Origin of the sequence: Leifsonia sp. CL147, from assembly GCF_900114565.1 — a bacterium.
Lineage (GTDB): Bacteria > Actinomycetota > Actinomycetes > Actinomycetales > Microbacteriaceae > Leifsonia.
Genome location: NZ_FOTM01000001.1, coordinates 86,824 through 104,559, shown reverse-complemented (window position 1 = coordinate 104,559; position 17,736 = coordinate 86,824). Strand labels below are relative to the sequence as shown.

Genomic DNA, 17,736 nt, shown 5'->3' with positions numbered 1-17,736 from the left:
AGGCCGGCGTGAGCACCGCAGAGACGCGGAACGTCGTGGCGCGTTACGCGCGAATCGCTCCGGCAGCGATCGCTCTGGCCTTCGTGGTGCTGGCGACGTCGGTTGCGACCGGGACGCTGTGGAGCGCCGCGACCGCCGGCAGCGGCACCATGACGTGGGCCGCCGGAGTCACGACGACCATCGAGAGCGGATTCTGGTGGACTCCGCTCACGGCGTTGTTCGTGCCGGAGGACCCGGTCCAACTGGTCATCACCGTGCTCCTCGCTCTGGTCGTCATGGCCACGGCGGAGCGGCTGCTCGGCACCGCCCGGGCGGTCCTCGCGTTCCTCATCACGGGCGTTGTGGGCATCGCTCTCGGAGTCCTGCTGCAGTGGACGGCTGCGGGCGTCGGCGAGATCTGGGCGAATGTCACCCGATTCGACTTCACCCTCGATCCGACGATCGGCATCGTCGGTGCGCTGACCACGGCGAGCGCGTTCGCGAGCTCCTTGTGGCGCAGGCGCATCCGGCTCCTGACGTTCGCCATCCTGCTCGTGTTCGTGCTGTACAACGGCGACCAGAACAACGCCTACCGGCTGATCGCCGCCCTCCTCGGGCTGGGGCTCGGCGTGCTGCTCCGACGCGACGGTCTCCGCCGGCTGCGCCGCAGTTCGCACGCCGAGACGCGGAACCTCGTCGCTGCGGTCATCGCCATCACGGCCTTCGGTCCGCTGCTCGCCCTGCTGCCGCCGGGCGGTTTCGGCCCGCTGTCGTTCGTGGCCGCGCTCTTCGAGCAGCCGCGCGTGAACGTCCCCGAAGTGCTGGCCCGCTGCGACGCCTCGTACACCATCGCCTGTCACGACGACCTGACGAGGGTGTCCGTTCAGGGCCCCGGAGCACTGCTGCTCTCGGTGCTGCCGCTCGCGCTGCTCGTGCTCACCGCGATCGGGCTGCGCCGCGGCCGCCGGTTCGCGCTGCTGCTCGGGATCGTCGTCGACATCGTCATGCTCCTGCTGCCGTTCACCGCGCTCACCGGCGATATCGAGCTGGAGGCGGAGGGCCCTCAGGCTCTCGTTCCCGCCATCGAGGTGCTCGTGTGGCTGTTCGCGGCGATGCTCGTCCCGGTCGCGTCGCTCGTCCTGCTCGTCGTCACCCGGCGGCAGTTCCAGATCCGCTCGCCCCGCGAAGCCATCGCCCGGTTCGTGATCGTCGTCGTCTGCTCGTTCGGCCTGCTCGCCCTCGCCTACCTCGTGGCGGCGCTCTCCTCCCTCACCGAGTTCGTGCCGGACGCCGGCGTGGGCGACGTGTTCGCATCCACTCTGCGCCGGTTCGTTCCCGCCGGGTTCCTCTCGGCGCTCGGGACGCCGATCGTCCCGACCACGCCCCTGGTCGTCTTCCTCTTCCAGTGGGTCGGGCCCGCGTTCTGGACGGTGTTCGTCTTCGCCACCCTGCAGGTGTACCGCGCCACTTTCACCGGACGGACCCTGGCCGACGAGGAGCACTTCCGGGCCCTGCTGCGCCTGGGCGGGGGCGGCACGCTCGGCTTCATGGGCACCTGGCCCGGCAACGTGTACTGGTTCAGCTCGGACGGCGAGTCCGCGATCGCCTACCGGGTCGTCGGCGGGATCGCGGTCACCCTCTCCGACCCGGTCTGCCGGCCGGAGCGAGCCGAACGCACGATCGCGGAGTTCGTCCAGTTCTGCGATGTCAACAGCTGGGTCCCGGTGTTCTACAGCATCCACGGCGAGTACCTGCCCGTGTTCGACGCGCTCGGCTGGCCGTCGATGCCGGTCGGCCAGGAGACGCTGATGCACCCCCAGAGTTTCGACCTGGTGGGCAAGCCCTGGCAGAAGGTGCGGCAGGCGCACAACCGCGGGATCACGGCGCAGATCTCCACCCTCTGGACGACCTGGGACGAGCTCTCGCCGCTCATCCAGACGCAGATCACCTCCCTCAGCGAGCAGTGGGTGTCCGAGAAGGAGCTGCCCGAGATGGGCTTCACGCTCGGCGGGATCGACGAGCTGAAGGACCGGGACGTGCGGCTCTACCTCGCTTTCGACCCCGAGGGCGGACTGCAGGCCGTCACGAGCTGGCTGCCGAGCTGGCGGGACGGGCGGGTGGTGGGCTGGACCATCGACTTCATGCGGCGGGCGGACGGCTCGATGTCCGGGATCATGGAGTTCGTGATCGCCTCCGCCGCGCAGCACATGCGCGAGGCCGGCGTCGAGGTGCTCAGCCTGTCCGGTGCCCCGTTGGCGACCAAGCCTCTCGCGGAGGGCGACGAGCCGGACGACGGCACGATGGATCGGCTGCTCGCGTTCCTCGCGCGGACGCTCGAGCCCGCGTACGGCTTCGCTTCGCTGTTCTCGTTCAAGAGCAAGTTCAATCCGACGTACGACACGCTCTACCTGGCGTATCCGGATGCCCTGGCGCTCCCGGCGATCGGCAACGCGCTGGCCAGGGCGTACCTGCCCGACGCGAAGGCCCGCGAGTACCTCGCGCTCGCCGGGACCCTGGTGCGCTAGTCAGCCGGTGGACTCCTCCAGCGCCGTTCGCCGCTCGGCGGAGCGCCGGATGCGCCGGGCGATGAGCAGCCACGCCAACCCGCTCGCCAGCACGAACATCAGGTAGAAGAGCAGGATCGCGCCCCCGCGGGCGATGAGCGGCCAGGGCAGGACCTGTGCCAGCCAGATGGCGCCGTCGAAGATCCCGTGAGCGGCGGCCACGCCGAGGTAGGCGAGCACGACGCCGAAGGTCAGGCGGAAACGGCCCGCCCGGGCGGCACCGAAGACCGCTGCGCCCAGCAGAGCGGAGAAGACGGGATGGAGGAACGGCCCGGTGAGCTCCCGGCCGATCACCGTCTCCACGAACACGCCCAGGCCGAGACCGTTGAGCTGTCCGCGGGCGAACGCCTCCATCAGGTAGCCGAGGTTCTCGATGACGCTGAAGCCGATCCCGACGGCCCCGCCGACGAACAGGCCGATGCGTGCGTTCTTCACGGGCAGCTTCCAGGCGAGGACGACGGCCGCGGCGATCTTGACGAACTCCTCGACCACGCCGGCGAGCACCAGGGCGAGCCCGCTCGGGTGCAGGGCCGTGCCGCCGCTCAGCACGTCGATGATGCTGTTCGCCGGCGCGGCCAGGAGCGTGGCCGCAAGGCCGCCGACGCCGGCGATGATCACGAGACGGGATGCCGTCAGCCGGTCCTCGCGCCGCAGCCGGTAGGCCATCGTGTAGAGGATGGCGGTCGCCACCGTCGCTGCACCGGTGAGCAGGAGGAACGGCGAGAGCACCGCGGGCTCGTGTGTGTCGGGATGCGGTGAGATCGCGGTGATGAGCCAGTTGAAGCCGAAGAGCCAGAGCCAGATGAAGGCGCTGGCTGCCGCGATGATCCACCCGCCGAAGCGACCGATCCACTTGTGCGGCAGCTTCGGGCGCGCCGCCGGCTGCAGAGCCCGGACGGAGTACGTGTACGGGGTCCAGGCGGCGCCGCTCCACCAGCGGAGGTAGCGCGCGTCGAACGGATCGCCGTACCAGCCGGGCGGCGCGGTGCGGGCCGGCGGCGGGGTTCCAGCCGGGGACGGGTTCCCGCCGGAGGGTGCGATGGTCACCGGGCAAGCATACGAACTCGGGGCCTCCCCCGCCCCACCCCGTCCGGGCGGCACGGCGAGCCTCCCGGCGCCAGGCGGCGTGTGCTGGCATACTCAATGCTCAACACCAGGGGGAACGACATGCGCTTCACCACTTCCGGCCAGAAGGCGGTCGTGATCGGGGTGCTCGTCGCCATCAGCGCGGTGCTCGCGCTCCTCCTCGACGCTTTCCACTCCGAAGCGGGATCGATCGTCCTGACGGTGCTGCAGATCATCGGCTGGTATCTGGCGAGCCGCCTTTTCCGCGGCCGCGGCGAGTCCGTCCGGGCGGCGCGGCCCTGGTGGCGGATGACGAACCGGCCCCTCCTCAGTGGGGCGCTCGCGGCGATCTACGGGCTCCTGGCCGTGATCAACATCGGCTTCTCGGCCGCCGGGTTCGGGAGCGTGTCCGGCGTCGCCTCCATCCTCGCCGAGCTCGCCCTGGCCGCCCTGTTCGCGCTCTCCTGGCGGCGCCTGTCGTCAGTGGCCCGCGCTGCAGCCTGACCCGTAGGCTGGGCGCATGACGCTCGACTCCGGCATCCGCATCGACGAACTCGACCCCGCCACCCGTCCCCAGGACGACCTCTTCCGGCACGTGAACGGCAAGTGGATCGCCCGCACCGAGATACCGGCCGACAAGGCCCGCTGGGGGTCGTTCATGATCCTGGCGGAGGAGGCGGAGGCCGCGGTCCGGGAGATCGTCGAGCAGGCGCAGAACGCGCCGGAAGGCACGGAGGATCGCAAGTTCGGCGACCTCTTCACGAGCTTCATGGACGAGGACCGCATCGACGCGCTCGGTGTCGAGGCCATCCGCGACGAGCTGACCTTCGCGGAGGGCGTCGACAGCATCCCGAGCCTCCTCGAGACGATCGGCGCGCTGGAGCGTCGTGGGCTCGGCGGCTTCTACCAGCTCTTCGTCGACAACGACCCGGGCGACCCCGAGCGGTACCTCGTGTTCCTCGAGCAGTCCGGCATCTCGCTGCCGGACGAGTCGTACTTCCGCGAGGAGCACTTCGCGCCGATCCGTGAGGCTTTCGTCGGCCACATCCAGCGGATGTTCGAGCTCGCCGGCTTCGACGACGCGCCGGGCAGGGCGCAGCGCGTCTTCGACCTGGAGACGGCGATCGCCTCGCATCACTGGGACAACGTGGCCTCGCGCGACTCCGAGAAGACGTACAACCTGTACTCGTGGGCCGACGCCACCACCCTCTTCGACGGCGGAGCGCTCGCGGGCCAGGCGGCAGACCTCGACGTCTGGGCACAGGCTCTCGGTGCGCCGCAGAACGCGCTGGCCGAGGTGGTCCTGCGGCAGCCGTCCTTCACCACCGGGCTGGCCGGGCTCCTCACCGACGACCGCCTGGAGTCGTGGCGCGACTGGCTGGCCTGGCAGGTCATCCACGGCGCCGCACCCTACCTCTCGGGCGACTTCGTCGAGGCGAACTTCGACTTCTATGGCCGGACGCTGACCGGAACCCCGGAGCTGCGGGCCCGCTGGAAACGCGGTGTCTCGCTCGTCGAGGGGGCCATGGGCGAGGCCGTCGGCCGCGCCTACGTCGAGAAGTACTTCCCGCCGGCGGCGAAGGATCGGATGGATGCGCTGGTCGCGAACCTGATCGAGGCGTACCGGCAGAGCATCCAGAATCTCGAATGGATGGGCGCGGAGACCCGCAGACGCGCGCTGGACAAGCTGGAGAAGTTCACGCCGAAGATCGGCTACCCGGTGAAGTGGCGCGACTACTCCCGCCTCGAGCTCGACCCCACCGACCTCGTCGGGAACGTCCGGGCGGCCGCCCTGTTCGAGTTCAACCGCGAACTGGGCAAGATCGGCTCGCCGATCGACCGCGACGAATGGTTCATGACCCCTCAGACGATCAACGCGTACTACAACCCGGGCTTCAACGAGATCGTGTTCCCTGCGGCCATCCTGCAGTTCCCGTTCTTCGACGCCGAGCGGGATGCCGCGGCGAACTACGGCGCGATCGGCGCCGTCATCGGGCACGAGATCGGGCACGGCTTCGACGACCAGGGATCCAAGTTCGATGGAGACGGACGTCTCGAGGACTGGTGGACGGAGGCGGACCGTGCCGCCTTCGAGAAGCGCACCGCGAGCCTGATCGAGCAGTACAACGCGCTCGCACCGGCGCAGGTGCCGGACCACCACGTGAACGGCGCGCTCACCATCGGCGAGAACATCGGCGACCTGGGCGGGCTGGGCATCGCGTGGAAGGCGTACCTGCTCTCGCTCAACGGCGAGGAGCCCCCTGTCGTCGACGGGCTCAGCGGCTCCGAGCGGTTCTTCCTGTCGTGGGCGCAGGCCTGGCAGCAGAAGGGACGCGACGAGGAGGTCATCCGCCTTCTCGCGATCGACCCGCACTCGCCGAACGAGTTCCGCTGCAACCAGATCGTCCGCAACATCGACGCGTTCTACGACACCTTCCAGGTGTCGGAGGGCGACGCGCTGTGGCTGGCACCGGAGGAGCGCGTCACGATCTGGTGAGTCGGCGCCGCATCCGTCGGATGTCCGACCGATCCGGCGCTCCATGGCCCCCGCACACGGGGTAACATCGTCCCTGTCGCTGTCGCGGAAACCTCGCGGCGGCGGCAGCGGGGCCGACCACGGCCGCCGCGGTTTCCGGTACACGACACTCGGAAGAAAGACCCAGCGACACTGTGACGATCCAGGCTCAAGAGTCCGAACGCCGGGCCCGTCAGGCGAATACCCGCCGCGGCCGGCATCGCGCTCCTGGGTCCACCGAGTCGTTCAGCCGCGGGTTCGACGCTCTGGGGCGGCTCGCCGTCTCGGGTGTGCAGGTCTCCGCCCGGGCGACCGATCTGGCGACCGGCACGGTGCTGTTCTCGGTCGACGACCACGTGGTCATGCCGACGGCCAGCATCGGCAAGGTGCTGCTGCTCGTCGAGGTGGCGGCGCGCCTCCAGTCGGGTGAGCTGAGTCCCCTCGCGCACCTCGATCGCGACCCGCGCGACGTCGCCGGCGACTCGGGCATCTGGCACCACCTCCACGTGCCGTCCCTCCCCGTCGCCGACCTGGCCGCCCTCGTCGGCGCGTCGAGCGACAACCTCGCCACCAACGTCCTGCTGCGCCGGGTGGGGCTGGAGGCGGTGAGCGCCCGCACCGAATCCCTCGGCCTCACGCGCACGGCGCTCCTCGACCTGGTCCGCGACCACCGCGGCCCCGACGACGCGCCGCAGCTCTCCGTGGGCAGCGCGAACGAGCTCACCTGGCTGTTCTCCGCACTCGCGCGGGGCGAGATCGTCAACCCCGCCACCAGCCAGCGCGTGGTCTCGTGGCTCTCGCTGAACAGCGACTTCTCGCTGGTGTCCAGCGCCTTCGGCCTCGATCCGCACTCCCACCGCCACCCGGAGCACGGCATCCTGCTGGTCAACAAGACGGGGACGGATGCGGGGGTCCGCAGCGAGGTCGGCGTCCTGCGCGGCCCGCGCGCGGGCGTCACCTATGTCGTCTCGACGTACTTCGACGACACCAGCCTCCCCGAGCGCCTCGCCGTCATCGAGGGGATGCGGGCCGTCGGGCTCGACCTGCTCGAGTACGTGTTCTGAGTCCCGGTCGGGCGCGGAGCGCGAGGCCGGGAGCGCCGACGCTGCTCACCGGCTCACCGGCTCGCTGCTCACTGCTCGCGCGCAGCGCGCACCTGCTCCCACTCGGCGATGAGCTCGGGGAGCCGGACCTGGATGAAACGGTAGAAGCCGGCCATGTCCGACAGCCTCTCGGTGGCAGGCGAAGCCGGATCGCCGACGGCGGCGAGACCCGCCTCGGCCTGCTCCGCGAGGACGCCGTAGATCGGGCTGTTGCGCACCATGAGGGAGTACCAGTCGCTGGGGAGCTCGTAGCGGTCCCGGCGGCTTCCCGCCTGAGAGAGGCGGCGGATGATGCCCAGCGTCGAGAGGTAGCGGACGGCGCCGGAGATGGCCGCGGGGCTGGCCTCCAGGCGGGCGGCCAACTCGGCCGCCGTGAGCCCCGGTGTCTCGGTGACCGTCAGGGCCATGAGGACGCGCGCCGGCATCTTGGGGAAGCCCGCGGCGGTCAGGACGGCAGCCGAATGCTCCAGCACCTCGGCGAGCGCCGCCTCATCTCTGGCCATGGACACCATCCCGTCTTTCCGTTCGCACCAGCTATCCGATGGCGAAGTCTCGTCGGCGGATCAGCGCAGCAGCCCCGACGAGGGCGGCGGCCGTGATGCCGAGCATCCAGTATCCCCCCGTCCAGTCGGCCGAACCGACCACGACGGGCGCATCGGCGAACGGCGACAGGTGGCGGATGGCGTCGGGGAAGTTCATCAGGCCGCCGAAGATGCCCACGAACGCGCCCACGCCGAGCGTTGCCCACGCGACCGGCACGGTCCAGCTCGGCAGTACGACGAAGAGCAGGGTCAGCACGCCGAGGTAGACGAGGGCGACGGGCAGCTGTGCGGTCGCCGCTGCGAAGGAGTCTCCGATGGTGGAGGCGTCCGCTCCGGCAGCGGCGGCCGACAGACCGGAGGCGACGGCCGCGGCGAGCAGCACGGCCACGACCGCGATGAGACCGACCGCGACGAAGGAGAACAACCAGCGCGCGCGGGACACCGGGGTGGCCAGGAGCAGCTCGGCCGTCCCGGCGGCCTCCTCCTGGCGCAGGCGGACCACCGCCTGCACCGCACACGCGGCCGCCAGGACGCCCACGATGGAGAAGATCGCCGAGATGAAGAGCTGGGTGAGCGGACCGGACCCGCCCGCGCCGATGTGCCCGATCGCATCCCGGATGCCCGAGAGGCTCGGATCGTTTGCGATCGAGCTGCCGACGACGCTGCCGAGGGAGCCGGCGAGGAGGCCGGTCAGTGCACCCCCGAGAGCCCACCCGAGCACGGTCGGCCACTGCAGCCGCCAGGCCAGTCCCAACGTTCCCGAGAGCATCGCGGCAGCGTCGGCGCGTCCGGCCCGCTCCGGGATGATGCCGGCACCGGTGTCGCGGACGGACTGCAGTGCGAAGACCGCCAGCACGAGCACAGCCGCCAGTCCGAGCTGGAGCAGCAACGGCCGCAGGTCGTCGGCGGTGTACGGGGCGAACTGCTCACCCCAGCCGATCGGGCTCAGCCAGGTGGGCCAGGCGGACCGCACGTGGGTGCCGTCGCCGAACACGGTGCCGGTCGAATCCCCGATGCCGCGGAGCAGGAAGGCGAGCACGACCACGGCCGACGAGAAGCCGTTGGCCCCGCGGGAGGTGCTGAACACCTGCGCGAGGAGGAGTCCGACGGCGAAGAACGCGAGCCCGGCGCCTCCCGTCGCCGCTCCCGCCACGAACGACCCGGCGAGCGGGAGACCGGCGACGGCGAACCCGCAGGCCGTGAGCACCGCGAGGACGATGTCGACGAGGGTCGCGTAGAGGACGGTCGCGGCCGTCGGGAGCAGGCGGCCGGCTGCGGTCGAGGCGATCAGCTCGGCGCGACCCGACTCCTCCTCCGCCCGGGAGTGGCGCACCGCCAGGAACGTGTTCATCAGGCCGGCGAGCAGTGCGAGGAAGGAGAAGATCTCGAAGAACGTGACCGAAGCGAGGCTCGTGCCCTGCGGAAGTCCACGCAGAACCAGGATGGTGGGGTCGGCGATCGCCAGCCGGATCAGCTGCACCCGGCTCGCGTCGCTCCCGAACGTCTGGTGGATGCTGACCGCCGAGAACAGGGCGAGGAGCGGGATGCAGACCAGCCAGATCAGCAGCTGCCAGCGGTCGCGCCGCAGCCGCTGGCGGATCAGCGCGCGGAGCGTCGCGCCGGTGCGAGCGCGCGGCGTCCGGGCGTCCAGGGTCGTCGGCTCTACCCGGGCGGTCGCCGTGCTCATCGCGCCACCTCGACTCGCTCTGTCTCGCTCGCGGTCGCATCCGCCGACAGGTCGTCGCCGTAGTGCCGCAGGAACAGCTCCTCGAGGGACGGCGGTGCCACTGTCAGCCCTCTCACCGGGATGCGCGAGAGCGCCGCGAGGAGCGGAGGCAGCGCGTCGCTGTCCGCGGTGAAGCGCACCCGCCCGTTCTGCACCTGGAGCTCGTGTGCGCCGGGCAGCTGCGACAGGGCGTCGGCGGCCACGCCGTCGGCGCTGAAGGCGACCTCCGTGCGGGTCAGGTGCCGCAGCTCGTCGAGCGTTCCCGTCTCCACTGTCCGGCCGGCACGGATGATGCTGACCCGGTCGCACAGCTGCTCCACCTCGGACAGGATGTGGCTCGACAGCAGGACGGTCGCGCCCTCGCCTGCGACGCGCTCGATCTCGGCGTCGAAGACCGCCTCCATGAGCGGGTCGAGCCCGCTGGTGGGCTCGTCGAGGATGTAGAGGTCGGCCGGTGTGGCGAAGGCGGCGATGAGCGCGACCTTCTGCCGGTTGCCCTTGGAGTAGGCGCGGCCCTTCTTCGTCGGGTCGAACTGGAAGACCTCCATGAGCCGCGTCTTGCGGGCGGCGTAGCCGGAGCGGTCGGCGGTGCCGCCGCGCAGCCGGGCGAGCAGGTCGATGGCCTCGCCGCCGGAGAGGTTGGGCCACAGGCTCACGTCGCCGGGGACGTAGGCGAGCCGGCGATGCAGGCCGACGGCATCCCTCCACGGGTCGCCGCCGAAAACGGTCGCCCGGCCGCCGTCCGCCCGGGCGAGGCCGAGGAGCACGCGGATGGTCGTGGACTTGCCCGCTCCGTTGGGACCGAGGAAGCCGTGTACCGCGCCCGCCGTCACCGTCAGGTCGAGGCCGTCAAGAGCACGTACGCGGCCGAATCTCTTCTCGAGGCCCGCGACGTCGATCACTGAATCCATGAAACGGGATGCTACACCGTATTCAGTAATTTGTGAATCTTGTGTTGGGGCTGAATCCGGATCAGGTCTGCGTGCAGTCGATCGAGTCGATTCCCACGTACTGGTGGGTGGAGGCGCTGTCGGGAATGGTCAGCTCGTACGGCACGCCCGCCTTCAGGTCGGCGGTGACGGTCCACTCATCGAGAGTGTCGCCGTCGACGCTGTCCGCGAACCCGGCGGTGATCGTCGCACCCACGCACGACTGGGTCGGAGTGAGCTCGAAGGTCCAGCCGTCGACGTAGTGGACGTGGACGCCGTCGACGTCGTAGTCCTCCGTCGCCGGATCGGTGCTGCCGTCGGAGGGACCGGACGACGGCGTGTCCGACGGCGGGGCGTACGGTGCCGAGCTGCTGCTCCCCGACTCGGCCAGGCGGCGGGTGCTGTCGCCGATCGAGGTGATGGCGAACACCATCACCAGCAGGATGACCAGACCGGCCGCGATGCCGCCCACGGTGATCCCCACGATCGCGCCGGTCGAGAGGCGGCGACGCGCCGGCGGCCCCGGGTACCACGGGCCGGGTGCAGCGGGCCCGGCGTAGGGAGGGCCGGGCTGGGGCGGAACAGCTTGGGGGTAGCCGGGATACGGACCGCCGGGGTAGGGACCGCCGGGGTGCGGGCCGCTCGGTGATGCGGAATGCCGTGGAGCGGGCGGGGCGAACGTCGGCTGCGGAAAGATCGGCTGCTGCGAAGGCGACGGCTGCGCTGGCTGCGACGGCGGCGTGGTCGGGGGCTGCTGCGGCAGCTGCGGAGCGGTCGGCGCCTGGCGCTGCTCGCTGGGCCCCTGCTGCGGCTCGACGGGCGCGGGCGGCCCGGGCAGGTGCCAGGATGTCGCGGCGAGCAACGCATCCCGTGCAGCCGTCAGCGCATCCCGTCGCGTGTCGTCGGCTCCCGCCTCGCTGAGGCGCGCCGCATAGGCCTGCAGCACCTCGTCCCGTGTCGCCGACGGCGACACCCCCAGCACTCCCGCCGCTTCGATCGGACTCACGGCCCGCCCCCCATCACGTCACGTGTATCGCTCGATGGTACCGGCGCGATCGTCGCCGCCGCGCATCCATTCCGGTCCGATGCTCTGACGGACACGAGGGCGCAGGGGGCCGTCGCGGTGGCCGGACCACCGCATCCCTCAGACCAGCACGTCGCCGAGCCCCCGCACCCGGCTCCCTACCTCGCGTCGGCCGGGGCGTTCGGCCGTCGCGATCTCGCCGAGCTCCCGGATCACCCGGCCGTAGTATCCAGCGGCAACGCCCGTGCGATAAGCGGCCGGATTCAGGTCGGCCTCGTTGCGCAGCCGGATCTCGGCGCGCGCCGCCTCGAGGGGCGAGATGACCTTGACGCCGGCGCGGTAGCGGATGAGCCGGTGCACCCACTGGTCGAGCGCGTCGGGCAGGCCCTTCGGCACCCGGTCGTGTTCGCCGGCGAGCGAGGCGCGCGCCCGCCCCATCCCGTGCGTCGTCGCGGGCACATCGCCGGCGGCCCCCTCCCGTTCCGCCCGGCGGCGGTCGGCAGCGAGCACCGCCAGGAGGTCGTCACTGCGATTCGCCTGCCGCGACAGCACCTCGAGCTCGTCGAGCGCCGCCGCGTATTCGTCGTCGTACCCCTCGTACTCGCCGGCGTGCGCGGAACGGTCGCTCACCAGATCGGCGCGCGCCGTCGCCGCCTGCGCCCGCGTCAGCACCGTGCGTCCGCTGCGCACCCGCTCGAGCCGCCACGTCCAGGTGGCGAGCGGTTCGGGCATCAGCTGGCTCATGGGTCCACTGTAGGGACGGCCACCGACATCCCTCCGTGCGACACAGCGTCGCGGTGGGGCTAGCGTAAGTCGTCGTGAACCCCACGCTCCATCGCCCGGTCGACCGCGAGATCCTGCGCCTGGCGATCCCGGCCCTGGGTGCGCTCGTGGCCGAGCCGATCTTCCTGCTCGCCGACTCGGCGATGGTCGGTCACCTCGGGGTGGATCCGCTGGCCGGCCTCGGCATCGCGAGCGCGGTGCTGCAGACGGTGGTCGGCCTCATGGTGTTCCTGGCGTACAGCACCACGCCTGCGGTGGGCCGCCGCCTGGGAGCGGGCGACGAACGCGGAGGCGTGACGGCGGGCGTCGACGGCTGCTGGCTCGCGCTGGTGCTCGGTATCGTCCTCGCCGCTGCGGGATGGGCGACGTCGCCGTTCCTCGCCGGGCTGTTCGGCGCCTCCCCCGGGGTGACCGAACAGGCCGCGCACTACCTCTCGCTCTCCATGCTCGGCCTCCCGGCCATGCTCATCGTCTATGCCGCGACCGGGCTGCTGCGCGGCCTCCAGGACACCCGGACCCCCCTGGTCGTGGCCGTCGCCGGTTTCGGTGCCAACATCCTGCTGAACGTCCTGTTCATCTACGTGGCGGGCCTCGGGATCGCTGGCTCGGCACTCGGAACGGTGACGGCCCAATGGGCGATGGTGCTCGTCTACGCGGTCATCGTGGCGCGGCACGCCCGCCGGGTCGGCGCTCCCCTGCTCCCCCACCGGACCGGTATCGGGCGCACGGCCCGTGCGGGCGGCTGGCTGCTGCTGCGCACGGCGAGCCTCCGCGCGGCTATGCTCCTGGCCGTCTTCGCGGCGACGCGGCTCGGGCCGAGCGAGCTTGCGGCGTTCCAGGTCGCGCTGACGATCTTCGCAACGCTCGCATTCGCCCTGGATGCGCTGGCGATCGCCGCGCAGGCGCTCATCGGCAAAGGACTCGGCTCCGGCGACCTGGCAAGCGTGCGCGCCGTGCTGAGCCGCTGCCTCCGGTGGGGCGTCGGCGCGGGAGCAGTCCTCGGCGCCCTGACCGTCGCCGTCAGCCCGTTCGTCGGCGCGCTCTTCACGAGCGACGCCTCCGTCGCCGCGCTGCTCCCGCCGATCGTCGCGATCGTCGGACTCGGAGCCCCGCTCAGCGGCTACGTCTTCGTCCTGGACGGCGTGCTCATCGGCGCCGGCGACGCGCGCTACCTCGCGCTCACCGGCCTCGTCAACGCGGCCGTCTTCGTCCCGCTGGTGGTGGCAGCGGCGATGTGGGGCGGGCGCGACCTCGCCGGCGTCTCCGCGCTCACGGCGGCCTTCGCCTTCGGCTACCTCGGCGCCCGGGCGGCGACCCTCGGCCTCCGGGCACACGGTCGGGCCTGGATGCGCGCGGGCGCCACCGTCTGACCGCTCGCCGCGACCCGGGGGGCGGGGGCGGGGCGCAACATTCGTCACGAATGTGCACTCCCGCGCGCCCCAACGCAACATTCGTCACGAATGCGCACCCCCACGCACCCCAACGCAACATTCGTCACGAATGTGCACCCCCACGCGCGCCAACGCAACATTCGTCACGAATGTGCACTCCCACGCGCGCCAACGCAACATTCGTCACGAATGTGCACTCCCACGCGCCCCAACGCAACATTCGTCACGAATGTGCACTCCCACGCGCCCCAACGCAACATTCGTCACGAATGCGCACCCCCACGCGCCCCAACGCAACATTCGTCACGAATGTTCAGCCGCCGGGCCGTCCGACGACGACCGCAGCCACTCCCGCGCGGCCACGACGAGCGCCCGGACGCCGGTGTCGATCGTCGGCTGCGGCAGCGGGGCGAAGAACGGCGAGTGGTTCGTCGGGATGTCGCGATCGACCGTCCCGGCGGCCACCGCCGCGCGCACCGCTTCCGGGTCGCTCCCGCCGAGCAGCCAGTACACCAACGGTGCACCGGCGGCCGTCGCCAGGTTTCCGACGTCCTCGCTGCCCGACAGTGCGCCGGGGCTGAGTACGTGCTCCTCGCCGAACGCAGCCGCGAAAGCGGCGTTCACCCGGGCCGTGGCCTCCGGGTCGTTCATCGTGACCGGATACCGCTCGCCCCATTCCATCTCCGGAGCCGTCGGCGCGCCGGACGCCTGCGACTCGGCCGCGATGATCCGGTCCACACCGGCCAGGACCCGCTGGCGCACCCCCTCGTCGAAGCTCCGCACGCTGATGCCCAGCGTCGCCTCCGCCGCGATGATGTTGTTCTTCGTGCCCGCATGGAGGCTGCCGACGGTGACCACCGCCGTGTCCTTCGGCGAGACTTCCCGCGAGACGACCGTCTGCAGGCGCATGACGGTGGCCGCCGCCATGACGACCGGGTCGATGGTCGTCTCCGGCTGCGAGCCGTGACCGCCGCGACCGTGGAGGGTCACCTCCATCGTGTCCACCGCCGCGAGCGCGGCTCCCGGATGCGCTCCCACCATCCCGGCAGGGTGCGGGACGACGTGCTGGCCCAGCACGATGTCCGGTACGGGGATCCTCTCGTACAGCCCGTCCTCGACCATCACCTGTGCGCCGCCGCCCTGCTCCTCGGCAGGCTGGAAGAGGGCGACCAGCGTCCCCGACCACTCCGCGCGCGCGGCGGCCAGCGCCTCGACGGCGCCGAGGAGGCAGGTGACGTGGATGTCGTGCCCGCACGCATGCATCAGCGGGACCGCATCCCCGTGCTCGTCGACGACCGTCGCGGTCGAGGCCCACGGAAGGCCGGTCTGCTCGCGGACGGGGAGCGCATCCATGTCGGCCCGGAGCAGCACCGTCGGCCCGGCGCCGTTGCGCAGGACGCCGACGACACCCGTCGTCGCGATGCCGGTGTGCACCTCGAGACCGAGGTCCGCCAGGTGCCCGGCGACGATACCGGCGGTGCGGTGCTCGGTGAAGGCGAGCTCGGGATGGGAGTGCAGGTCGCGGTAGAGGGCTTCGAGATCCATACGGTCACCCTACGCAGCGCCGCGCTGCCCGACTACGGCCGGGGCGCCGCCGTGGTGTTGCCCTGGTGGAAGACGCTGGTGAAGGTCGAGGGATGCGGCACGCCGCCCTCGAGCATCTCCACCACTGCGCGCCCCGCCGCCCGGCCCTTGTCGACAGCGGGCTGGACGAGTGTGGTCAGGTCGTAGGGCCAGAGCCCGTCGACGCGGACGCCGTCGAAGCCGACGACGCTGACATCCCCGGGGACCTCGAGGCCCAGCTCCTCCGCGGCCCGGATGACGCCGGCGGCGAGCAGGTCGCTCTGGGCGATGACGGCGGTCGGCCGGGTGCGGACATCGGCGAGGAGCGCACGGCCCGCTGCGCGTCCCTCCTCGACGAAGGATCCGCGCGTGATCCACCCGCCGGCGTCCGGGAAGACGTCGCGCGCCCCCGCCAGACGCTCGACCGCGGTGGTGGAGCTTCCGGCGGCCAGCCGCTCGGCCGTGAGCGGCCCGCGCGCGCGGTCCCGGGTGAGCGACAGCGTCACGACGGCGACGTCGCGGTGCCCGAGATCGTGCAGGTGCTGTGCCGCGACGCGGGTCGCCTCGCGGTTGTCCTGGCCGATCGTCGGAACCCCGAACGCCGGGTCCCCCTCGATGGCCACGACCGGGATGCCGCGGCGGCGGAGCATGCCGACCGACTCGTCCATCCGGGGGCTGCAGCCGATCAGGACCACCGCATCCATCGGGGCATCCTCGATGCGCTGGGCGGCCTCCCCTGCATCGGTGAGGATGAGGAGGCCCGAATCGATCGCTCCGATCTCTTCGCTGATGCCGTCGAGCAGCGCGATCTTGATCGGGTCGCGGAAGGCATCCCGCACCCGTTCTTCCATGACGACGCCGACGATGCCGGAGCGGCCGCGGCGCAGGGAGCGGGCGCGCGGGTCGGGCCCGGCGTAGTTGAGCCGCTGCGCTGCGGCGAGGACCCGTTCGCGGGTGGCCTCGGAGACCGGGCCCGTGCCCGAGAAGGCGAGGGACGCGGTAGAGTTCGAGACTCCGGCCAGCCGGGCGACAGCGGCGAGGGTGGGCCGCGTGCTCGCGACGGCTGTACGGGGTTCTTTCACGTGTGATAGCTTAGTCGAATCGTTTCGAGTCGAAACGATTCGAGCCGACCACACCCACAGGAAAATCCCCGATGTCGCAGCCGATCTCGACCCCTCACCGCTCCCGTCGCGAGCTCAGCGCCTGGCGGAACGCCGTGTTCGTCGTCTTCATCCTCTCCGGCCTGTCCATCGCATCGTGGGTCGCCCGCATCCCGGGCATCCGCGACGATCTCGGCCTCGGAAAGGACCCCGCGGCGATCGGGTTGCTCATCCTCGGGCTGTCGATCGGCTCCATCGTCGGCCTGTCGCTGTCGTCGGTCGCGCTCGTCCGCTTCGGGCCTCACCGCGGGATGGTCGGTGCGCTGGCGATCGTCGCCACGGGCATCCTCCTCCTCGGGCTCGGCTCGTCCCTCGTGCACAGCGTGCCGATCGTGGCGGTCGGCCTCATCCTTCTCGGATTCGGCAACGGGATGGTCGACGTCATGATGAACGTCGAGGCCACCGCCGTCGAACGCGAGGTCGGCAAGACGCTGCTGCCGCTGATGCACGCCTGCTTCAGCCTCGGCACGGTGGTGGGCGCCGGCATCGGGGCGCTCGCTGCCTGGCTCGCCATCGCGGTCGTGTGGCACCTGCTGGTCATCGCGATCATGATCGTCGTCGCCGTCCTCGTCGCCATCCGGTTCATCCCGCGGGAGGCCGACCTCGGCGACGAGGTCGGGGAGGCCCCGCGCGTCCCCTTCGGCGAGCGCATGCGCGCGGCGCTGGCCGTGTGGGCGGACTGGCGCCTCATCCTGATCGGCGTCGTGATCCTCGGGATGGCGTTCGGCGAGGGATCGGCGAACGACTGGATCTCGCTCGCCGTAGTGGACGGGCACGGCCAGTCGAACTCGATGGGCGCCGTCGTCTTCGGCTTCTTCGTCGCCGCGATGACCATCGGGCGAGTGGCCGGCGGGCCCGTCGTCGACCGCATCGGCCGCGTGGCCGCCATCCGCGTCACCGCAGGGATGGGCGCGGTCGGGCTGGTGCTGTTCATCCTCGGCGGACCGCTCTGGCTGGTCGTGATCGGCACCGTGCTGTGGGGGCTCGGCGTCTCGCTCGGCTTCCCGCTCGGGATGTCGGCGGCGGCCGACGGCGCTGCGAACCCGGCCGCGCGCGTCTCCGCCGTGGCGATCATCGGGTACTGCGCGTTCCTCGTCGGGCCGCCCGCCATCGGCTTCCTGGGGCAGCACTTCGGGCTGCTGAACGCGCTCTTCCTGGTCCTCACGCTGCTCATCGCATCCCTCCTCGCCTCCTCCGCCGTGCGCCCGGCCCCCGCTCCCGCCGCCGCCCCGCGCGAGAACGCCTCCGAACCCGCCTGACGCCTCGCCCCCGCGCCCCGCCCCCCCCGCCCCGCGCGCCTGCGCCCCGCGCCCCACCGTCGAGTACGCAAAGACTGCACGCGACACGCCGGGCGAGCGTGCAATCTGTGCGGACTCGACGGTGGGGGGCGGG

The 17,736-nt window shown here is 71.4% G+C and carries 14 protein-coding genes; 6 read left to right on the top strand and 8 right to left on the bottom strand.

Annotation, left to right across the window (positions count from 1 at the left end; all coding sequences use genetic code 11):
- Window positions 1-8 precede the first annotated feature (8 nt).
- Window positions 9-2,504, top strand: coding sequence for a bifunctional lysylphosphatidylglycerol flippase/synthetase MprF (locus BM287_RS00575; RefSeq protein WP_244527794.1), 2,496 nt, complete (start codon window positions 9-11; stop codon window positions 2,502-2,504).
- Here BM287_RS00575 and BM287_RS00570 read toward each other — a convergent pair whose 3' ends face one another.
- On the bottom strand, window positions 2,505-3,590 hold the full coding sequence (locus tag BM287_RS00570) for a PrsW family glutamic-type intramembrane protease (RefSeq protein WP_090035409.1): 1,086 nt from the start codon (window positions 3,588-3,590) through the stop codon (window positions 2,505-2,507).
- Between the two features lie 120 nt (window positions 3,591-3,710).
- On the opposite strand from BM287_RS00570, the gene BM287_RS00565 reads away from it, so the two are divergent.
- The 3 genes from BM287_RS00565 (at window position 3,711) to BM287_RS00555 (ending at window position 7,187) form a co-directional block, all read left to right on the top strand.
- The gene (locus BM287_RS00565; RefSeq protein WP_090035411.1) at window positions 3,711-4,112 is read left to right on the top strand and encodes a hypothetical protein; all 402 of its coding nucleotides are present in this window, start codon (window positions 3,711-3,713) and stop codon (window positions 4,110-4,112) included.
- Between the two features lie 16 nt (window positions 4,113-4,128).
- Window positions 4,129-6,105: a M13 family metallopeptidase gene (locus BM287_RS00560; protein WP_090035412.1), complete on the top strand. Its 1,977-nt coding sequence runs from the start codon at window positions 4,129-4,131 to the stop codon at window positions 6,103-6,105.
- A gap of 173 nt (window positions 6,106-6,278) precedes the next feature.
- Entirely contained in the window at window positions 6,279-7,187 is a 909-nt protein-coding gene (locus BM287_RS00555) for a serine hydrolase (protein ID WP_090035414.1), read from the top strand.
- Window positions 7,188-7,255: 68 nt separating this feature from the next.
- Here the strand turns inward: BM287_RS00555 and BM287_RS00550 are convergent, their stop codons facing one another.
- The 5 genes from BM287_RS00550 to BM287_RS00530 all read right to left on the bottom strand — a co-directional run bounded on the left by BM287_RS00550 (window position 7,256) and on the right by BM287_RS00530 (window position 12,191).
- Complete coding sequence (locus tag BM287_RS00550; RefSeq protein ID WP_090035616.1) at window positions 7,256-7,729, bottom strand: GbsR/MarR family transcriptional regulator; 474 nt, start codon at window positions 7,727-7,729, stop codon at window positions 7,256-7,258.
- 31 nt (window positions 7,730-7,760) lie between these two features.
- Window positions 7,761-9,455, bottom strand: coding sequence for an ABC transporter permease (locus BM287_RS00545; RefSeq protein WP_090035416.1), 1,695 nt, complete (start codon window positions 9,453-9,455; stop codon window positions 7,761-7,763).
- Window positions 9,452-10,405, bottom strand: coding sequence for an ABC transporter ATP-binding protein (locus BM287_RS00540; protein WP_170857371.1), 954 nt, complete (start codon window positions 10,403-10,405; stop codon window positions 9,452-9,454). The genes BM287_RS00545 and BM287_RS00540 overlap by 4 nt, the downstream gene beginning before the upstream one ends.
- 61 nt (window positions 10,406-10,466) lie before the next feature.
- Window positions 10,467-11,429: a hypothetical protein gene (locus BM287_RS00535; RefSeq protein WP_090035421.1), complete on the bottom strand. Its 963-nt coding sequence runs from the start codon at window positions 11,427-11,429 to the stop codon at window positions 10,467-10,469.
- Window positions 11,430-11,567: 138 nt separating this feature from the next.
- Window positions 11,568-12,191: a hypothetical protein gene (locus BM287_RS00530; RefSeq protein WP_090035423.1), complete on the bottom strand. Its 624-nt coding sequence runs from the start codon at window positions 12,189-12,191 to the stop codon at window positions 11,568-11,570.
- 74 nt (window positions 12,192-12,265) lie between these two features.
- Here BM287_RS00530 and BM287_RS00525 point away from each other — a divergent pair, with 74 nt between their 5' ends.
- The gene (locus BM287_RS00525; RefSeq protein ID WP_244527793.1) at window positions 12,266-13,600 is read left to right on the top strand and encodes an MATE family efflux transporter; all 1,335 of its coding nucleotides are present in this window, start codon (window positions 12,266-12,268) and stop codon (window positions 13,598-13,600) included.
- A gap of 324 nt (window positions 13,601-13,924) precedes the next feature.
- Here BM287_RS00525 and BM287_RS00520 read toward each other — a convergent pair whose 3' ends face one another.
- Window positions 13,925-15,166: an amidohydrolase gene (locus BM287_RS00520; protein WP_090035424.1), complete on the bottom strand. Its 1,242-nt coding sequence runs from the start codon at window positions 15,164-15,166 to the stop codon at window positions 13,925-13,927.
- Between the two features lie 32 nt (window positions 15,167-15,198).
- On the bottom strand, window positions 15,199-16,266 hold the full coding sequence (locus BM287_RS00515) for a LacI family DNA-binding transcriptional regulator (protein ID WP_090035426.1): 1,068 nt from the start codon (window positions 16,264-16,266) through the stop codon (window positions 15,199-15,201).
- Between the two features lie 71 nt (window positions 16,267-16,337).
- Between BM287_RS00515 and BM287_RS00510 the strand changes: the two genes are divergently transcribed.
- Window positions 16,338-17,603, top strand: coding sequence for an MFS transporter (locus BM287_RS00510; protein WP_090035428.1), 1,266 nt, complete (start codon window positions 16,338-16,340; stop codon window positions 17,601-17,603).
- The last annotated feature ends 133 nt before the right edge of the window (window positions 17,604-17,736 follow it).

Excerpts from the sequence above, each read along its gene's own strand:
- BM287_RS00565 (WP_090035411.1), top strand. The coding sequence starts at position 3,711 with ATGCGCTTCACCACTTCCGGCCAGAAGGCGGTCGTGATCGGGGTGCTC.
- BM287_RS00560 (WP_090035412.1), top strand. The coding sequence starts at position 4,129 with ATGACGCTCGACTCCGGCATCCGCATCGACGAACTCGACCCCGCCACC.
- BM287_RS00550 (WP_090035616.1), bottom strand. The coding sequence starts at position 7,729 with ATGGCCAGAGATGAGGCGGCGCTCGCCGAGGTGCTGGAGCATTCGGCT.
- BM287_RS00545 (WP_090035416.1), bottom strand. The coding sequence starts at position 9,455 with ATGAGCACGGCGACCGCCCGGGTAGAGCCGACGACCCTGGACGCCCGG.
- BM287_RS00540 (WP_170857371.1), bottom strand. The coding sequence starts at position 10,405 with ATGGATTCAGTGATCGACGTCGCGGGCCTCGAGAAGAGATTCGGCCGC.
- BM287_RS00530 (WP_090035423.1), bottom strand. The coding sequence starts at position 12,191 with ATGAGCCAGCTGATGCCCGAACCGCTCGCCACCTGGACGTGGCGGCTC.
- BM287_RS00520 (WP_090035424.1), bottom strand. The coding sequence starts at position 15,166 with ATGGATCTCGAAGCCCTCTACCGCGACCTGCACTCCCATCCCGAGCTC.
- BM287_RS00510 (WP_090035428.1), top strand. The coding sequence starts at position 16,338 with ATGTCGCAGCCGATCTCGACCCCTCACCGCTCCCGTCGCGAGCTCAGC.